Source organism: Ralstonia pickettii, from assembly GCF_001699815.1.
GTDB classification, from domain to species: domain Bacteria; phylum Pseudomonadota; class Gammaproteobacteria; order Burkholderiales; family Burkholderiaceae; genus Ralstonia; species Ralstonia thomasii.
In genome coordinates, this window is record NZ_MCGB01000027.1 from 16,498 (window position 1) to 33,130 (window position 16,633).

Annotated in this window: 18 protein-coding genes; 7 read left to right on the forward strand and 11 right to left on the reverse strand. The window is 64.5% G+C overall.

The features are described 5' to 3' along the window. Positions 1-161: 161 nt before the first annotated feature. From BEK68_RS05095 to BEK68_RS05105, 3 genes are all read left to right on the forward strand, one after another. Entirely contained in the window at positions 162-836 is a 675-nt protein-coding gene (locus BEK68_RS05095) for a histidine phosphatase family protein (RefSeq protein ID WP_004631483.1), read from the forward strand. A 49-nt stretch (positions 837-885) separates the two neighbouring features. Next, positions 886-1,650: an SDR family oxidoreductase gene (locus tag BEK68_RS05100; RefSeq protein WP_004631482.1), complete on the forward strand. Its 765-nt coding sequence runs from the start codon at positions 886-888 to the stop codon at positions 1,648-1,650. 124 nt (positions 1,651-1,774) lie between these two features. Beyond that, a complete protein-coding gene (locus BEK68_RS05105) occupies positions 1,775-2,047 on the forward strand; it encodes a hypothetical protein (protein ID WP_004631481.1) in 273 nt (90 codons plus the stop codon). A gap of 12 nt (positions 2,048-2,059) precedes the next feature. On the opposite strand, the gene BEK68_RS05110 is transcribed toward BEK68_RS05105, so the two are convergent. Then, on the reverse strand, positions 2,060-2,926 hold the full coding sequence (locus BEK68_RS05110) for a LysR family transcriptional regulator (RefSeq protein WP_004631480.1): 867 nt from the start codon (positions 2,924-2,926) through the stop codon (positions 2,060-2,062). Between the two features lie 101 nt (positions 2,927-3,027). Here BEK68_RS05110 and BEK68_RS05115 point away from each other — a divergent pair, with 101 nt between their 5' ends. Continuing rightward, the gene (locus BEK68_RS05115; protein WP_024542077.1) at positions 3,028-3,654 is read left to right on the forward strand and encodes a LysE family translocator; all 627 of its coding nucleotides are present in this window, start codon (positions 3,028-3,030) and stop codon (positions 3,652-3,654) included. Positions 3,655-3,837: 183 nt separating this feature from the next. After that, positions 3,838-4,893: a hypothetical protein gene (locus BEK68_RS05120; protein WP_024542078.1), complete on the forward strand. Its 1,056-nt coding sequence runs from the start codon at positions 3,838-3,840 to the stop codon at positions 4,891-4,893. 81 nt (positions 4,894-4,974) lie between these two features. Here BEK68_RS05120 and BEK68_RS05125 read toward each other — a convergent pair whose 3' ends face one another. The 5 genes from BEK68_RS05125 to BEK68_RS05145 form a co-directional block, all read right to left on the reverse strand. After that, entirely contained in the window at positions 4,975-6,216 is a 1,242-nt protein-coding gene (locus tag BEK68_RS05125; RefSeq protein WP_024542079.1) for an MFS transporter, read from the reverse strand. Positions 6,217-6,956: 740 nt separating this feature from the next. After that, positions 6,957-7,994 (reverse strand): AI-2E family transporter, encoded by a 1,038-nt coding sequence (locus BEK68_RS05130; protein WP_024542080.1) that lies wholly within the window; start codon positions 7,992-7,994, stop codon positions 6,957-6,959. Then, a complete protein-coding gene (locus BEK68_RS05135; RefSeq protein WP_170816369.1) occupies positions 7,991-8,662 on the reverse strand; it encodes a DUF1345 domain-containing protein in 672 nt (223 codons plus the stop codon). The genes BEK68_RS05130 and BEK68_RS05135 overlap by 4 nt, the downstream gene beginning before the upstream one ends. Before the next feature lie 84 nt (positions 8,663-8,746). Further along, positions 8,747-9,049 (reverse strand): hypothetical protein, encoded by a 303-nt coding sequence (locus BEK68_RS05140; protein ID WP_024542082.1) that lies wholly within the window; start codon positions 9,047-9,049, stop codon positions 8,747-8,749. Positions 9,050-9,177: 128 nt separating this feature from the next. Next, a complete protein-coding gene (locus tag BEK68_RS05145) occupies positions 9,178-9,483 on the reverse strand; it encodes a hypothetical protein (protein WP_065851572.1) in 306 nt (101 codons plus the stop codon). 418 nt (positions 9,484-9,901) lie between these two features. On the opposite strand from BEK68_RS05145, the gene BEK68_RS25685 reads away from it, so the two are divergent. Next, positions 9,902-10,069: a DUF6726 family protein gene (locus tag BEK68_RS25685; RefSeq protein ID WP_009277085.1), complete on the forward strand. Its 168-nt coding sequence runs from the start codon at positions 9,902-9,904 to the stop codon at positions 10,067-10,069. 97 nt (positions 10,070-10,166) lie between these two features. On the opposite strand, the gene BEK68_RS05150 is transcribed toward BEK68_RS25685, so the two are convergent. Further along, positions 10,167-10,715 (reverse strand): GNAT family N-acetyltransferase, encoded by a 549-nt coding sequence (locus tag BEK68_RS05150; protein WP_024542085.1) that lies wholly within the window; start codon positions 10,713-10,715, stop codon positions 10,167-10,169. Between the two features lie 156 nt (positions 10,716-10,871). On the opposite strand from BEK68_RS05150, the gene BEK68_RS05155 reads away from it, so the two are divergent. Continuing rightward, a complete protein-coding gene (locus BEK68_RS05155) occupies positions 10,872-11,849 on the forward strand; it encodes a DedA family protein/thiosulfate sulfurtransferase GlpE (RefSeq protein WP_004631469.1) in 978 nt (325 codons plus the stop codon). Positions 11,850-12,223: 374 nt separating this feature from the next. On the opposite strand, the gene BEK68_RS05160 is transcribed toward BEK68_RS05155, so the two are convergent. From BEK68_RS05160 to fliH, 4 genes are all read right to left on the reverse strand, one after another. Continuing rightward, entirely contained in the window at positions 12,224-13,798 is a 1,575-nt protein-coding gene (locus tag BEK68_RS05160) for a flagellar hook-length control protein FliK (protein ID WP_024542086.1), read from the reverse strand. A 38-nt stretch (positions 13,799-13,836) separates the two neighbouring features. After that, on the reverse strand, positions 13,837-14,301 hold the full coding sequence (gene fliJ / locus BEK68_RS05165) for a flagellar export protein FliJ (RefSeq protein WP_004631467.1): 465 nt from the start codon (positions 14,299-14,301) through the stop codon (positions 13,837-13,839). Positions 14,302-14,409: 108 nt separating this feature from the next. Next, on the reverse strand, positions 14,410-15,870 hold the full coding sequence (gene fliI / locus BEK68_RS05170; protein ID WP_004631466.1) for a flagellar protein export ATPase FliI: 1,461 nt from the start codon (positions 15,868-15,870) through the stop codon (positions 14,410-14,412). Beyond that, positions 15,860-16,606 carry a flagellar assembly protein FliH gene (gene fliH / locus BEK68_RS05175; RefSeq protein ID WP_004631465.1) on the reverse strand — a complete coding sequence of 249 codons (747 nt, stop codon included), beginning with the start codon at positions 16,604-16,606 and terminating at the stop codon, positions 15,860-15,862. Before fliH ends, fliI begins: the two co-directional genes overlap by 11 nt. Positions 16,607-16,633 lie beyond the last annotated feature (27 nt).

Sequence of the window (16,633 nt, forward strand, 5' to 3'; positions counted from 1 at the left end):
TGCGCCAGGCGCACGGTCTTCACCCGCAGCTTGCTCTTGGCAAGCCGTCATGCAGTGGCACAACTATTCATTGCATGCATTACCGGTCATTCAAAGAATAAATTTCACAAATAATGCACGCGCCGCTAATCTGGTTTCCCCTTTGATTTGGCGAGCAGACGATGGCGGAGCTTTATCTCGTACGGCACGGACAAGCCTCGTTTGGCGCGGCGGATTACGATCGGCTCTCTGAGCGCGGCGAGCAGCAGAGCGTCTGGCTTGGGGAATACTTCGCGCGGCAGGACATCGTTTTTGATCGCGTCATCTGCGGCACATTGCGCCGCCATGAGCAGACCGTCGACGGCATCCTGCGCGGCATGGGCATGTCGGGCACGGCGTATGAGCAGCATGCCGGGCTGAACGAATACGACTTCCAAGGGCTGTTTGCCGCGCTCGGCGAGGATTTTCCGGAGCTGACGCAACTCGCTTCGGGCTCGATGCGCGACCACTACCGGGCGCTCAAGCAGGTGCTGCATCTGTGGTCGGACGACAAGATCCGCGGGCCGCTGCCCGAAACGTGGGCCGCCTTCCAGCAGCGCGTGGCCGATGCGCGCGCGGCCATCCAGGCCGGCGGCGGGCAGCGTGTACTGGCGATCAGTTCCGGCGGTCCCATCGCTGTGACGGCGCAGCAGGTGCTGGCCGCACCGCCAACGAGCGCCATCGCGCTGAACCTGCAGATCCGCAACAGCAGCGTCTCGCAGTATTTCTTCAACGCCGAAGCGTTCCAGTTGGCCACCTTCAACGGCATCCCGCATCTGGACGACCCGGCGCGGCGCGCATTCCAGACATACGGCTGAACGCCCACGCGGACACGCCCACAACACATAACCATTGGAGGAGCATACCATGAGCACCAACCTGTTCGACCTGACCGGAAAGATCGCCCTGGTAACGGGCGCAAGCCGTGGCATTGGCGAAGAGATTGCCAAGCTGCTGGCAGAACAAGGCGCGCACGTGATCGTGTCCAGCCGCAAGCTGGCCGACTGCGAAGTCGTGGCGGAACGCATCCGCGCGGCAGGCGGCAAGGCCGAAGCGCTTGCCTGCCACGTCGGCCGCATGGAAGACATTACGGCGGCGTTCGACACCATCCGCAGCAGGCACGGCCGGCTCGACATCCTCATCAATAACGCGGCGGCCAACCCGCACTTTGGGCACATCCTTGAGACGGACTTGGCGGCCTATGAGAAGACCGTGGAAGTGAACATCCGCGGCTACTTTTTCATGTCGGTTGAAGCCGGCAAGATGATGAAGGCGCAGGGCGGTGGCGCGATCGTCAACACCGCGTCGGTCAACGCGCTGCACCCGGGCGACAAGCAGGGCATCTACTCCATCACCAAGGCGGCCGTGGCCCACATGACGCGCGCGTTCGCCAAGGAATGCGGGCCTTTCGGCATTCGCGTGAACGCGCTGCTGCCGGGGCTGACGAAGACCAAGTTCGCAGGCGCCCTCTTTGAAGACAAGGCCACGTACGACCGCTGGATCAGCGAGATCCCGCTGCGCCGCCACGCCGAGCCGCGCGAGATGGCCGGCACGGTGCTCTACCTGGTGTCTGACGCAGCGAGCTACACCAACGGCGAATGCATCGTCGTCGATGGCGGCATGACGGTCTGACAACGGGGCGCTTACCGCATCGACCGAGCCGCCGCGCTATTGCGGCGCGGCCGCAACATCGTCCTTGAAATCTGTGGATACCTGTATATATTTACAGTAACTGTAAATTTATACAGCCCTTGTCATGGACGACCTGATCCGCATCGAAAACGAGTACGACCGCCAGACGGTGCTTTGGCTGCGCGAGCGCCTGGGTGAACAGGCTCTGAACGAAGTCGTGTTGCGCATGGATGTGCGCGGGCGGCCGTATGTGTCGGAAGTCTGCCGCACGCTGGGCCTGACGCCCCCGCCGCGCAGACGGGCGGCACCGCGTGCCCGACCGTTCAACCGGGCCGTGGGCGAAGCATATCTGGCCACCATTCGCGGCATCCTGGGCGGCCGGCAAGCGACGGCATAAGCCCGGCTGACGTTAATCCGCCAGCGTGGCGGCCGCCTCTTCGCGCAACCAGTCAAGCCACGCGCCGGCCGGGCTGTCGGGCGCGATAGGCGCATCGGCCAGCAGGTTGTAGCTGGAGCCGTCACGTCGGAACCCTTCGGGCGCAATCAGCCGCCCATCTTTCAGGTCATCACCGGCCATCAGCTTTGACGCGATGGCGGTGCCCTGCCCCGCCAGGGCCGCCTGCAAACTCAGATAGAAATGTTCGTAGCGCGCTTCGGGCAGCCGCCCTCGCGGCCGTGCTGTACTGCTGGCGCGCCACCATGCCTGCCATGCATCGGGGCGCGTGGCGGTGTGCAGCAGCCGTCGGCGCGCGGCAATATCCGCTTGGCGGGCGTGTACCGGGCCGATCCACTCGTCGCAAATGGGCGCCGCATGCACGTGCGCGGGCCACGCAAAGTCATCACGGCGCAATGCGACGTCCACCCCGGTGCGCGCGAAATCGATCGGCCCGCCCGCCGCAAACAGATGCACCTGGATGGCCGGATGCCGCGCCTGGAAGCGCGACAGTCTCGGGATCAGCCACCGCATCGCCAGCGTCGGTTCGCATGACACCACCAGCGTTGAAGACATTGCCCGGCGGGCAATCCGGTCGATGCTATCTGTGAGAATTTCAAACGCATCGGTGGCAGCCGCATGCAACTGGTCGCCCGCTGGCGTCAGGAAGACGGCCCGATTGCGCCGCTCGAACAGATCCACCCCTAACGACGCTTCCAACTGTCGTATCTGCCGGCTGACAGCGCCATGCGTTACGTGAAGCTCCTGCGCCGCACGCACGAAGCTGCCGTGCCGTGCCGCAGCTTCAAACACACGCAGGGTATTCAGTGGAGGCAGCGCCATCTGTCAGTTTTTCTCACCTAAAAACGGCATCATAAATCGATTTGCAGCGATGACGGGTGCATCCAGAATTGGCGCACCCCCACTTTGCGATTGCGCCCGACATGACCGAACTCCTTGCTGTTGCCGTCATCACCATCCTCGCCGTCATCAGCCCAGGCGCGGACTTTGCCATGGTCACGCGCAACAGCCTGCTGCATGGGCGGCGCGCCGGCGTGCTGTGCGCGCTGGGCATTGCGCTGGGCGTACAGGTGCACGTGTTCTACACGATGTTCGGCGTAGGGCTGCTGATTGCGCATGCGCCAACCCTTCTGCAGGGCATCAAGCTGGTAGGCGCGGCGTACCTGGTGTGGATTGGCTGGAAGACGCTGTCGGCCAAGCCGTTGCCCAGCGGCGAGACTGCCGGTAACAGCGTCGACGCGCCAACGCTATCGACCTTCGCAGCCCTGCGCATGGGCTTTCTCACCAATGCGCTCAATCCCAAAACGACGCTGTTCGTAGTCAGCACGTACACGCAGGTCGTTCACCCGGGCACGCCGCCGGCCGCGCAGTTCGGCTATGGCGTGTTCATGTCGGCGGCGCACGCGGTGTGGTTTGCGTTGGTGGCCGCAGTGTTTGCGTCAGGCGCGTTACGGCGTTCGCTGCTGGCACGGCAACGCATCGTGGACGGCGTGATTGGCGTGCTCCTGATCGGATTGGGATTGGCGCTGGGGCTCGCGCGGCTTGCGTGAGGCCGCGCACGGCAACCTCCCCATGCCGGTATCCATGCCGTCTGTCCCAGGTCTTCTGCTGCATTAACAGGCGCCAGCCTGTTTGAGACAGTGCCCTCGCGCCCTACCCGTCGCTACGTGGCGATGGAGACCACCGCGCAAACCCGCTGACTCGCAGCACAACCTCACGCCTGGAGTGCAACCATGCAATGGAATCGCGCCTTCACCGACCTCATCCGCAACGGCCGCGCAGCTTACTGGGGCAACTGGACGCTCGCCCCCACCATCAGACCCGGCGCCGTCGGTTTTGTGTCGCCCGACACCGGCGACTTCACGCCCGTCAAGCCCGAAACACCGGGCGTGGCGATCAACACGCGCACCGTCCCGAACCAATGGAAGTTGTCGACCAACAACGTCCACCGCACCGAAACCAACGTCAAGCTCGATGGCTCGGCCACTGATCCTGAAAGCGGCACCAAGATCAACGCCGGCGTAGAAGTGAAATGGGAGTTCTCGGCGGTCGGGTCGATCGCCTCGGAATTCGGCATTGCCTCGGAGTCATACATCAGCGACCTGACACAGCTCACGCGGCCCGAGACGATCAAGTGGCTCGCCGAGCAGGCGCAGTCTGTCAGCATGGGTTCGGGCGGGAACATCGCGCAGGGCTTCGGCGTGGTGACCAGCGTGATCCTGGCCAACAGCGGGCTGAACGTGGGCTCGCAAGACAACAACGCGTCGTTCTCGATCACGGGCTCGGCCGGTGCCGTGCATGACATGCTCGGCAGCGCGACGGGCAAGGGGTCGTTCGCGTCGGTCAACCAGACCAAGAGCGTCGACCAGCATCTGTGGCCGTTCGAGCCCGGCAAGCAGGCGCCCGCGCCCATTCCGGTGGCCTACACCTTTGCGTCGTTCGACGGCAACCTGCTGATCCCGAACTGGATCACGCGTCTGGGCGGCTTCGAGATTTACTTCAATAACAAGCCGGGCAGCACTTACGTCACGCACATCAAGCTGCGGTTCAACACGCCGCAAGGCCCGCGCAGCGATGAGTTTTCGCTCAGCGGCGGCATCTCCAAGACGGTCGCGAACATCCCGCTCAACGCCACCGATATCCAGGTCGACGTGAAGTTCCAGGGCGTCGTGAACAGCGACAACTATTCGTTCCGCTGGCCCAGCCCGCTCGGCCAATGGCTGACCGGCCGGCGCGAGATCGAGATGACCGGCGTGTGGCCGGGCCCGACGCACGCCGTCGAGAAGTAACGCCAAAAAGCAAAAGCAAAGCGGCGGATCGTCCGGGAGGGGACGTCCGCCGCGCTGCATCCGTGTGCGGGGTGTGTCGCGTTACGCCGCCTGTTGGCGCTTGCGTTCGATATCCGGCAGGAAGACCGTCAGCAGGCCGATGAGCGGCAGGAACGAGCAGAGGTGATAGACGTTGTAGATGTCAGTTGCATCGGCCAGCTTGCCGAGCACCGCGGCGCCAATGCCGCCCAGCCCGAACGCAAACCCGAAGAACAGGCCCGACACCATCCCGACCTTGCCGGGAATCAGCTCCTGCGCATACACGAGGATGGCCGAGAACGCCGAGGCCAGCACCAGCCCGATGATCACCGTCAGCACGGCCGTCCAGAACATGTTGGCGTACGGCAACAGCAACGTGAACGGCGCCACCCCGAGGATCGACACCCAGATTACGACCTTGCGGCCCACGCGATCCCCAATCGGACCACCCACGATCGTGCCCACCGCCACCGAGAACAGGAAGAGGAACAGGAACAGCTGCGACGTCTGTGCCGACAGGTGGAACTTGGTGATCAGGAAAAACGTGTAATAGCTGTTCAGGCTCGCCAGATAAAAGTACTTCGAGAACAGCAGCACGACCAGCAGCGTCATTGCAAACGCGACCTGCCCGCCCGACAGCTTGATCGCGGCATGTGCACGGCCACCCGCCTTGCTGCCATGGCCCGCGGCACGTTCACGCTTGTACCAGCCGCCCACGTGGTACAGCACGAAGATGGCGATCAGCGCAGCAATCGAAAACCACGCCAGGCTGTGCTGCCCATACGGCATGATGATGATTGCCGCGAGCAACGGACCCATCGCGCTGCCCGCATTGCCGCCCACCTGGAACAGCGACTGCGCCAGCCCATGACGGCCGCCCGACGCCATACGCGCCACGCGCGACGATTCCGGATGGAAGATCGACGAGCCCGTGCCCACCAGCGCGGCTGCCAGCAGCACCGTGCCAAAGTTGGGCGCCACCGACAGCAGCACCAGCCCCACCAGCGTGAAGCCCATGCTCACCGACAGCGAATACGGCTTCGGGTGCTTGTCGGTATACAGCCCGACCATCGGTTGCAGCAGCGAGGCGGTGATCTGATACGTGAGCGTGATCAGCCCGATCTGTGAGAAGTCGAGATGAAAATTGCCCTTGAGCAGCGGATAGATCGCCAGGATCAACGACTGCATCATGTCGTTGAGGAAGTGCGCGAAGCTGATGGCGCCGATCACGCCAAAGCCGGTCTTGTCGGCCTGCGCGGCAGCGGCTGCCGATGCAGCGGCCGTGCCGTTTGCGGTGGTTTGCATGATGGGTTGAGGTCACGATATTGAGGCGAGGAAGCGCTCAATGTTGCGCCTAAACGGTGCAGGCGTGTTACCGCAAATTCGACAACGATTAGCGCAAACCGGACAATTTATTGTCGAGGCAGAAGCGTCACCCCACGCCGCGCCGGGTTCAACAAAACTCGGGGCATCTTCCCGCAAACCCGCGCCCAGCTTGCCCTGGCAGGCAGCTAACGTGTTAGCCATTTTCTCGCGCGGGGCTACTCCGTTCGGAGCATGGCCGCTCAGGAGACGCTTTCTATACTCGCCAGCATGGACTGCAGCACGGCGCCCGGCCACCAGCCAGGTGCCAGTGCCGACGGCCTGACGGAACCCGATGCGTGAGCAACTTCACACGCACGACGATCCGCAACCCGAACCGATGACCAGCATCGACGATGCCGCACATCGGCCAACATGGGAGGGGAAGCCATGATGATCCTGCTAACGGGAACGCTATGCCGCGCGATGGGAGACCTTTTCTATCAGGCTCTGCTCGACGACCGGGTCGTCTGCTGCTTCGTCACCTCCGAAGCCGTGGATGTCACCGGCAACGCCACGCGCCCGCCGCCCGCTTCGTCCCCGTGTACCGACCCTCGGCTCGCTGACGTCTCTCGGTCAGCGAGTTATTGCGCGCCCCTCGTCCCGTAGGGCGCGCTCTTTTCTGCCGATGCCGTCAGCGCGGGGGCGCTGGCGGGTCACCCCGCGCATCAACGAGAAACGCGTCAGCCGATCAGCCCGGCGTCCGTCAGCTCGCGTTTCATATAGGCGTACAGCACTGGCGCGGCAATTACCCCGCCCACACCAAACAGCGCCTCCATCACGATCAGCGCGAGAATCAGTTCCCACGCGCGCGCATCGATGCGGCTGCCGATGATGCGCGCGTTCACGAAGTACTCCAGCTTGTGCACCACCACGAGGAAGATGAGTGAAGCCACCGCCAGTTCCAATGAGGCGGTCACGCTCATCACCACGATCGCTGTATTGGAGATGAGGTTGCCCGCCACCGGAATCAGCCCCGCCACAAAGGTCAACAGGATCAGCGATTTGGAATACGGCACGTGCTGCCCGAACAGCGGCAGCGCGCCCAGCAGGTAGACCGCAGCGAGCGCCGTGTTGAGCGCGGAGATCTTCACCTGCGCAAACACCACCGCCTCGAATGCATCGGTCAACCGGCTCAGACGGCTCACCAATGCTGCGGCCAGCGGCTTGTGGTGCTCGGAATCAGGTGTTTCCGACCAAGCCACCATCGCCCCCAGGATCAGCCCAACCAGCATCAATGCGCTGGCTCGCAACCCGTCGATGCCGAGGGTCGACACCTGATGGCCGTGCTCCTTGATCATCTGTACAAGCTGCACACGCAGCTCCGTCACCGACTGCGGAACGTAATTGACTACCGCTGCCGGCAACGATTCACGCAGGTTGTCGAGCACGTCGGCAATGCGCGTGAGCATGCCTTCGAGCCCATGCCCATGTTCGACCAAGCGGCCGATCCCGATGCCCAGCGCCGCAAGAATGAGCGCCGCGATCACGAACACGCAGATCACGGCAATCGCCTTTGCGCGCTGGGACAGCGTGCGGCGCCGGCGCAGGCGCGCCTCCAGCTTGCGCGCCAACGCGTAGACGAGGAAACCGGCTATGGCGGCCGGCAACAGGTGCAGCCACAGCACTGACGCAATCATCGCCGCCACCAGTACGTAGCTGACAGCGTTGATGGCGCGGGTGTGCGCGTTGGGAGGAAGCTCGGGGGGCAGCATCGTCATGAGAACAGGCCGGCAGCAATGTTGATGGAGAGCGCGAGGATGCTCGTATTGAAGAAGAACGACAGCAGTGATTGCCCCAGCACCGCCCGCCGCATTGCGCGCGAACGGATGCTGACATCGGCCGTCTGGCTGGCGACCGCGATCGTAAAGGAGAAGTAGAGGAAATCCCAGTAATCGGGCTCAAGCTGCTCGTCGGGAAACCGCAGCGGCGGCTCGTGGGGCGCGCGGTAATACAGATGCGCGTAGTGCACCGCGAACATCATCGGCACCATGAGCCAGGCGCCGAGCACTGTGATGCCGGTGAACACGTAGTGCGACGTCTGTGCATGCCCAGCCGACTTGGCCGTCGCCAGCTCAAACGCAATGGCCACCATGCTGGCCACCACACCGAGGCAGACTACCGCCAGCACGGCAGATGCGCGTGCGTCTTCACGGCGGGCGACGGCGCGGATGCGGTGTGGGTCTGCGCGCAACATCATCACCGTGATCAGAATCAGATACGCCCACACGGCGATGTCCCAGCCGAGCAGCAGGCGCGCAAGCCACCCGTGCGCCGGCACAACGGCCACAGCAATGGCGCCCAGCGCAAACGCCGACAACAGGCGCGGCCGAGTCGCTGCAAAGCGGGAAAGCTGGGAAATTTCGGAGGACTTGTCTTGCGGGTTCACATGGGCCTCGGGTGCGTACTCGGGGTGTTCACACAAGGCCGGCAACGCCAGCCGATGAGGCGACATGGTAGCCGCTTCAGCGCATCAGGACGCTGAGAGCATTGAAGCGAACGAGCGCCTGCAGCGCTCCTGCAGGCGTTCGTGCGTTGAGAGCTGTTCTGCGATGACGGTGGCTTCCGGATACACGCGGCACATGCCGATCATGGCGGTCTCAAGCGCCCCCTGCGATCCGGCCTGGAACTGGAACTGCTCCAGCACCGTGTCATCGGCATCACGCACGGTGATCAGGAACGGGCCCGGGGTGACGGTCGCGCAACCGGCGAGCATGCCGGCCGCGGCCAGCGTAAGGCACAGGAGGGAGCGGGTCGGACGACGAGAACGAATCATCATGGCTTCCAGGTTGCGATGAGAGTGAGACGCGGCAACGGCGACTCGGTTCGCAATCATCGCGCTTGCCCGGTGACGCAAACAAAAACGCCCGCAATGTGCGGGCGTTTTTGGGGCAGGAACCAGGCTCAGGCGACGGCGCCTTCGGTGTACGGATCAAACTTGCTGCCAGCCTTGGCGCCTTCGGTATAGGTGTCGAACTTGCCGGCACGGGCAAGAGCGCCTTCGGTGTACGGATCAAACTTGCTGCCAGCCTTGGCGCCTTGCGTGTACGGATCGAACCTGTCGCCAGCCTTGGCGCCCTCCGAGTACACATCGAAGCGTTGGCTGACTTGCGCAGCACCTTGCGTGTACACGTCAAACTTGGCTGCGGCCAGGGCCGGCACACTTGCCAAGGCGATCAGGGCAGCAATCAGGGTACGTTGGGCTTTCATGATGTCTTCTCCAGATGGGCGCAGCGCGTCGGGCAGGTGATCCGGACATTTCCAGGATCTTCTTTTTCGCTGCGGCGCCGCATTCGATGGAGTCATCGTAGGCGAGCCTGTTCAGACAATAAATGTCGCGACAGACAATTTATTGTTGCGATATGTGAAATTACGGGAAAACCCGCATCACCAGTGGTTTTGCGGCCTGCAACAAAGGCTTGCGGGTTAATTTGCGCAAACGCAGAATGTGACTTTTTCACCCAAAGTCAGCGTTGTACGGCTTTCGAACGGGTTTTATTGTTGGGTTCTGACGCATCGCATCATGGTTGTGACGCGCACAGATTGTCATTTCCCGATACACACGCGCACAGGTTGGCGAATGACTCTGTGTCACACTGCCCGGCATTCGCTTTCAATCGCTCCCACGATGAAACGCCTTCTCCTCGCTGTGTCCCTGCTCGTTGCTGCACTCCTTTCCGGGTGCGGCGTGGTGGCCGCGCCGTGCCGCGTGGCATCGGCGGGCCTGAAGATGGTGCCGCTGGTGGGGCATGTGGCGGCCGCGCCCACCGACGCCTGCGCCGACATCATCGATTGAGCGTAGTAATCAAAGCGCTGTGAATTGAGCTTAGAAGTTTGAGCCACTCAGGAAAGTGTCTACCGTTCTTCACTGAACCTTAACCAGTGCCGCTGCCTCACAGGGCCCGCTGCATCAGCAGACAATCCAGCCAGCGCCCAACTTTGTAGCCCACCGCCTCCAGCACGCCCACCTCGCGAAACCCACAACGGGCGTGCAGCTTGGCTGACCCCGGGTTCTCGCGACCGCCCCCTACTACCGCCACCATCTGCTTGAAATCGCGCGCCTGGCATTCGCGGATGAGCGCCTCCAGCAGCAACGTCCCAACGCCCCGCCCCTGCGCGGCGCCGTCAAGATAAATGGAGTCTTCCACCGTATGGCGATACGCAGGCCGCGCACGATGCGGGCCGGCATACGCATAACCGAGCAGCGCACCGCCTGCTTCGGCCACCACGTAGGGCATGCCGGCATCCTGCAATGCGTGAAAGCGGCGCGTCATCTCGGCCAGATCGGGGGCATCGATCTCAAAGCTGGCGGTGCCGGTACGCACATGATGTGCATAGATGCCGACGATGGTCGGCAGATCCGCCTCGGTCACCGCACGAATGGTAACGGCGCCGGTTTCATGCACGGGAGCGGAAGCGTCGATGGGCATTGCGGAAGACATGGCTGTGGGAATGGGAAGCGATGTGAAGCGTTCATTGTCACGCCAATTCAACACGAACCGCGTATCGCCGAGTGCATTCCGGTGACATGGCTATCGGGCGGCGCCGGAATGCGGTAATTTGGCAGACGCATTTGCCCCCGCCGCGCCCTTCCTGCCATGCATGACCTGTTTCCCCTGATCGCCGAATACGGCGCGTTTGCCGTGTTCCTCAATGTGCTGCTGACGCAAGCTGGTGCACCGCTGCCGGCCGTGCCGACGCTGCTGGTGGCCGGCGCGCTCACATTCCAGGGGCCGCTCTACTTCATGGAGCTTGCGCCCGCTGCGGTGTCCGGCGCGCTGCTGGGCGACGGCCTGTGGTACTTCGCAGGCAAGCGCTACGGCAGGCACGTCATGGCACTGCTGTGTCGCGTGTCGTTGTCGCCCGATTCCTGCGTGCGGCGCACGCGCACGCAGTTCGAGCGCTGGGGCGCGCCGATGCTGCTGATCGCGAAGTTCATTCCGGGCTTGTCGACCGTGTCGTCGGCGTTGCTGGGCACCATGCGCACGCCGTTCAGCACGTTTGCGCTGTACAACCTGGTGGGCTCGGCGGTGTGGGCCACGCTTTGGCTGCTGCTGGGCCGCGTGGCGCATGACAGCATCGACCAGGCGCTGCGCCGGCTCGACATGCTGGGCACGCGTGCCGTGCTGCTGGTCGCGTTGCTGGCGGCGGTGTATGTGGCGGCGCGCTGGCTGCAGCGCTGGCGCTTTCGCAAGATGCTGGAGATGGCGCGCATCTCGCCCGATGAGCTGCACGCGCTGATCGAATCGGGCGCGGCACCCGTCATCATCGATGTGCGCGCCGACAGCTCGCGCATGCTGCAGCCGCAACGCATTCCGGGAGCCATGTTGTATGACATGTCCAGCAGCAAACGCGCGATCGAGATCGACGGCCCCGACCGAGAGATCATCATCTACTGCGCCTGTCCCAACGAGGCGTCTGCCGTCATGCTGGCGCGCACGCTGATGGGACGCGGCTTCAAGCGCGTGCGTCCGTTGCATGGCGGTATCGATGCATGGGTGGAGCGCGGCTATGGCGTGGAGCACGTGATATCGGTCACGCCCGCCACACTCGCAACGGCGGAAGCGGGCGCCTGAGACTCCGCACGCAGGTGCGCCGCAACCACGAAGCTGGCGCACAAAAACAAAAAGCGCACCTCGCGGTGCGCTCTCCCGTAAGTACGGCAAACATGCGGTGCGCCAGCCCCCCGGCTCGGACACCCCGCATCGGTCCGTGTGCATCCGCCCAAGGACGGATGTGGCGAAATGATCCCCGTTTGATCCCTTCTTCGCCAGTCGGACTTGACCCCCTTGTTATTCATTTGCAACGCTGCCGCATCAAACGTATGCGCGGCGAGCTCGCGTTGTGATTTCCCGTCCTTCTTTTGTGGCCTTGCGGCTGGCCATTTTTGCGTGGTACTCCTGCGTACTAACGGCAGCGTCGCGTCGAACTTTAGGCGCCGCCCCAATCGTCAGGCAAATGTATCGATCGCACCTTCGTGGCTGGAAACACGGCGCGGTGCCGCCGTCACCGTATCGGGGCGGTCTTGCGAGCCGCTGCTGCCATAACGACTGCCACTCCCCCCGTTGCCCGAACCGCTACCTTGGTTTTGCGCCGACGAGCCCTGCGATGCGTTCTGCTGCTGGCTGAAGTCGCCCGTGCTGACTGACGTTTGCGCAAGCTGCATCCCGCCTTGCTGCATGGCGTCGCGCAGGCGCGGCATGGCGTCCTGCACGAGTTCGGCCACGGCCTGGTGCTGGCAGACAAAGCTCGCGTTGACGGCGCCGTTGTCCACTTCCAGCTTGACGTGCATGCCGCCCAGTTCGGCCGGATTCAACTGCAGTTCGGCCGACGATTGGCGATGTACTTGCATGAAGGCGAGCTGGCTGGCCATGCTCTGCGGCCACGCGGCATCGCCAAAGGTGGGCAGCGTGTGGACTTGTTGCGGCGTGATCGATGCCCCAGCCGCTGCGCCTGCGTTGGCACCGCCCACCGCAAAGGTAGGCGCGGCCATGCCCGCGTCGCCAGTGGCGCGCGACAGCACGCCCTGGAACTGCATGCCGTTGCCCTGCGCGTTGGATTGCGTGCCAGAGTTATCGGTGTTGCCGGTGTTGCCACCATTGCTGGCGTGGCTGGTGGCATCGGTTACGGCGGCGGCGGCCGGTTGCGCGGGGGCGTTGTGTGCGCTCAGATCGCGGCGCGGCAGGCCGCGATCGGCATTGGCACCCTGCCCGGACGACGCGCTGCCGAGCTGGCGCACGGCAGCCGGCGTGTTGTCAGCAACGGCGCGTGTGCGAGCCATGGCCTGCGCCAGCGTGCCGCTGTCGGGCAACGCAGTGGCGGGCGACGTCGGCGTGTTTGCGGCGTTTGCCTTCGTGTCCTTCGCAGCAGGCAGTCCGGCCAGGCCTGCGTGTGCCGTCGTGGCCGGGTCAGCGGCACCCTGCGCCCCGTTGGCAGCTGCACTTGCGGCGGCCAGTGCGGCGGGGTCATTGGCGGACGGTCTGCCCGCAGCCGACGACGTCGCATCGGTATCGGTGTTGGTATTCGATCGGGCGGCGTGCAAGGCAACCGGCAGTTGCGCGGCTGCGGCCTGCTGCGCGGCCTGGCGTGCAGCCTCGATCTGGGCGGCCAGTTGTGCAGCCGGATCGACCGCGGCCTGTTTCGCGGCGGTATCGAGATCCTTGGCGCTGGCAGGCTGGGCCGGCTTAGCGCTGGCCGTATCGGCGGTGCTGCCAGCAGGCGTTGTGACGGCCTGCTCCCGAGTGTTGCCGTCTGCCGGTTGGGCGTCTTGGTCGTTGCGCGCGGCGTCGGTGCGTGCGACGTCCTTGCGGGCGATATCGGCGCGGCGGCTGGCATCGTCGGCGGCGGATTGTGCATCGGCGCGACGGCGTGCAGCGTCCTGGGCCATGCGGTCCGACAACAGGTTGCCGAAGGTATCGGTACCTGACGACGGGGCCTGCGCCTTGTCGGCTGCGGCAGCATTGCCGGCCGACAGCATGGCGCCCAGATCGTTGGCAGCGGGGTTGGGGGTGGCACTCAAGCCCACGTTGACTCCATCTTGCGACTGCGTGTTCGCGTTGGTCTTCAATTGCCGCCCTGGGCCGCACGCATGCGGATCACCTTGGCGGCGTGTTCGTCGTTGTCGCGCTGGGCTCGGCGTTCTTCGTCCAGGCGCTGCTCTTCAATGTGGCGCTGGCGCAGGATGTCGAACGACTGCTCGCGACGCTGTTTTTCCAGCCAGTTGGCACGGCTCATCGCGAGCTGCTGCTCCAACGCGTTGATGGTGCCCTTCTGCTGGTGCACGGCATTGCCCAGTCGGTCGATAAAGGCCGCGTAGTTGCGCAGGCGCGTGACATCCATGCCGCCTTCGGCCGTGCTCAGCATTTGCTGGTGGTAGTTGTTGCGGTAGTCGGACAGCAGTGCGAGCTTTTGCGTGGCGGCCTCGCGCGTGTTCATCAGGCGGCCGACTTCCTGCGTGGCTTTTTCTGTGTCCTTCTGAGCCAGTTCCAGCACGGTTTCGAGGCGGAACGGCTTGTTCATGGTGGTCATCGGTAGACCCTCCAGCTTCCCGTTACATCAACCCATCGGACGCAAACCCGGCGGCTTTAGCCTCCGGCTTGCGCAACGCTTGCGGCTTCACAGTGTCAAGCGGGCACATCACGCCAGCACTCCGTGCATCTTCTCCAGCGTGTGTTCGCGGCTTTCGTTTTCGAACATGCCCTGCTGCAGGAACGCTTCCATGTCGGGGTAGCGCGCGATGGCCTGGTCGGTCACCGGGTCGCTGCCACGCGCGTAGGCGCCCACGGCAATCAGGTCGCGGTTGCGCTGGTATCGGGCGTAGAGCTGCTTGAAGCGGCGGGCGGTGTCGAGCTGCTCGCGCGGCACGATGGCCGACATCACGCGGCTGATCGACTGTTCGATATCGATGGCCGGGTAGTGGCCCTGCTCCGCCAGCTTGCGCGAGAGCACGAAGTGGCCGTCCAGAATGGCGCGGGCCGCATCGGCAATCGGGTCCTGCTGGTCGTCGCCTTCAGCCAGCACGGTGTAGAACGCGGTGATGGAGCCGCCGCGGCCGTTGGCATCGACCATGCCGTTGCCGGCACGCTCAACCAGCGCCGGCAGCTTGGCAAACGCCGAGGGCGGATAGCCCTTGGTGGCCGGCGGCTCGCCGATGGCCAGGGCGATCTCGCGCTGCGCCATCGCATAACGCGTGAGCGAATCGACGATCAGCAGCACGTTGCAACCGCGATCGCGGAAGTATTCGGCAATCGTGTGGGCGTAAGCAGCGCCCTGCAGGCGCATCAGCGGCGAGGTATCAGCCGGCGCGGCCACCACGGCCGAGCGCGCCAGGCCTTCGTCGCCAAGAATCTCGTCGATGAATTCCTTCACTTCGCGGCCGCGCTCGCCGATCAGGCCCACCACCACCACGTCGGCTTGCGTGTAGCGGGCCATCATGCCCAGCAACACGCTCTTGCCCACGCCGGAGCCGGCGAACAGGCCCAGACGCTGGCCCTGGCCAACGGTCAGCAGACCATTGATGGCGCGCACGCCCACGTCGAGCACATGCTCGATCGGCTTGCGCTTGAGCGGGTTCAGCGGTGCCGGGTTCAACGTGCCCCAGGCGAGGTCTTCGTGCGCGCCCAGCGGCCCCTTGCCGTCGAGCGGCTCGCCGTTGGCATCGACCACGCGGCCCAGCAGGCGCGGACCCACGGGCAAGAATTTGCTGTGCGAAATCGTCGGGTCGGCGCCGTCTTCGCTCGACACCGGCAGGCGTGGCGGCTCCAGCGGGAACACGCGCGCACCGGGCACCACGCCCACCAGATCCGTTTGCGGCATCAGGAAGGCGCGCTCTTCGGCAAAGCCGACCACTTCGGCCAGCACGTGGCGCCCATGCGGCAGTTCCACGCGGCAGGCGCTGCCCACCGGCAGCTTCAGACCAACGGCTTCCATGACCAGGCCGGCCACACGCGTGAGCTTGCCGCACGTCACCACCGGGCGCGCCAGACGCGCACGCTGCGCGGTCTGCTGCAGGTGGGTTTGCCACATGCGCACGTTGGGGTTGTTGGCGGCAGCGTTGTGGCCAACCCCCGCGGCGAGCCGCACGGTCTCAGGCGACATGGAGTGCGCCTCCTGCCACGCGTTCGGCTTCCACGCGCTCGCTGGCAAGCCATGCGGTATCGCGGCCCAACGCACGGGTCAGTTCGGCCCAGCGGGTTTGCAGCGTGGCATCGGTTTCGCCAAAGCGGGTCTGCACGCGGCAGCCGCCGCGCTCGATGGCGGCATCGACGATGAGCGTCCAACCGGCAGCGGCCAGCTCCGTGCCCAGCGTCTGGCGAATCAGCTCTGCGTCATCGGCATGGACGCGCAGCATGGCAGGTGCCGGTGCGGTGGGCGCGTCGCCCAGCACTTCGCGAATCAGCGGCAGGATACGCTCGGGCTGCGCATGCAGCGCACCGTGCAGAAACTGCTGCGTCAGTTGCAGCGCCAGATCAACCAGCTCTTCGGCAACGCTGCCGTTCAACTGGTCGATCGCCTCGCGCACGGACTGCATGAGCGTGGCGATGTGCTTGGAATCTTCCTCGCCCTGGCGGCGGCCTTGTTCAAAGCCATCCTGAAAACCTTGCGCAAAACCATCGCGGCGACCTTCGTCACGGGCGGTGGCAAGCTCGGCGTCCAGCGCGGCCTGCCATTCCTCTTCGGAAATCGGCGGCTCTTCGGGCTCAGCCGGCGGAGGCGGCGGAGGCGGCGGCGCGGCTGCAGCAGCAGCCTCTGCGGCCTGCCGCCGGAAGTCGGTCGGCTCCCACGCCTGGTATTCGAGCAGTGTGTCGCGCGGGATGATCGGCGGACGCGGCATCTCAGCGCCCCGTCAAAACAAGGCGGC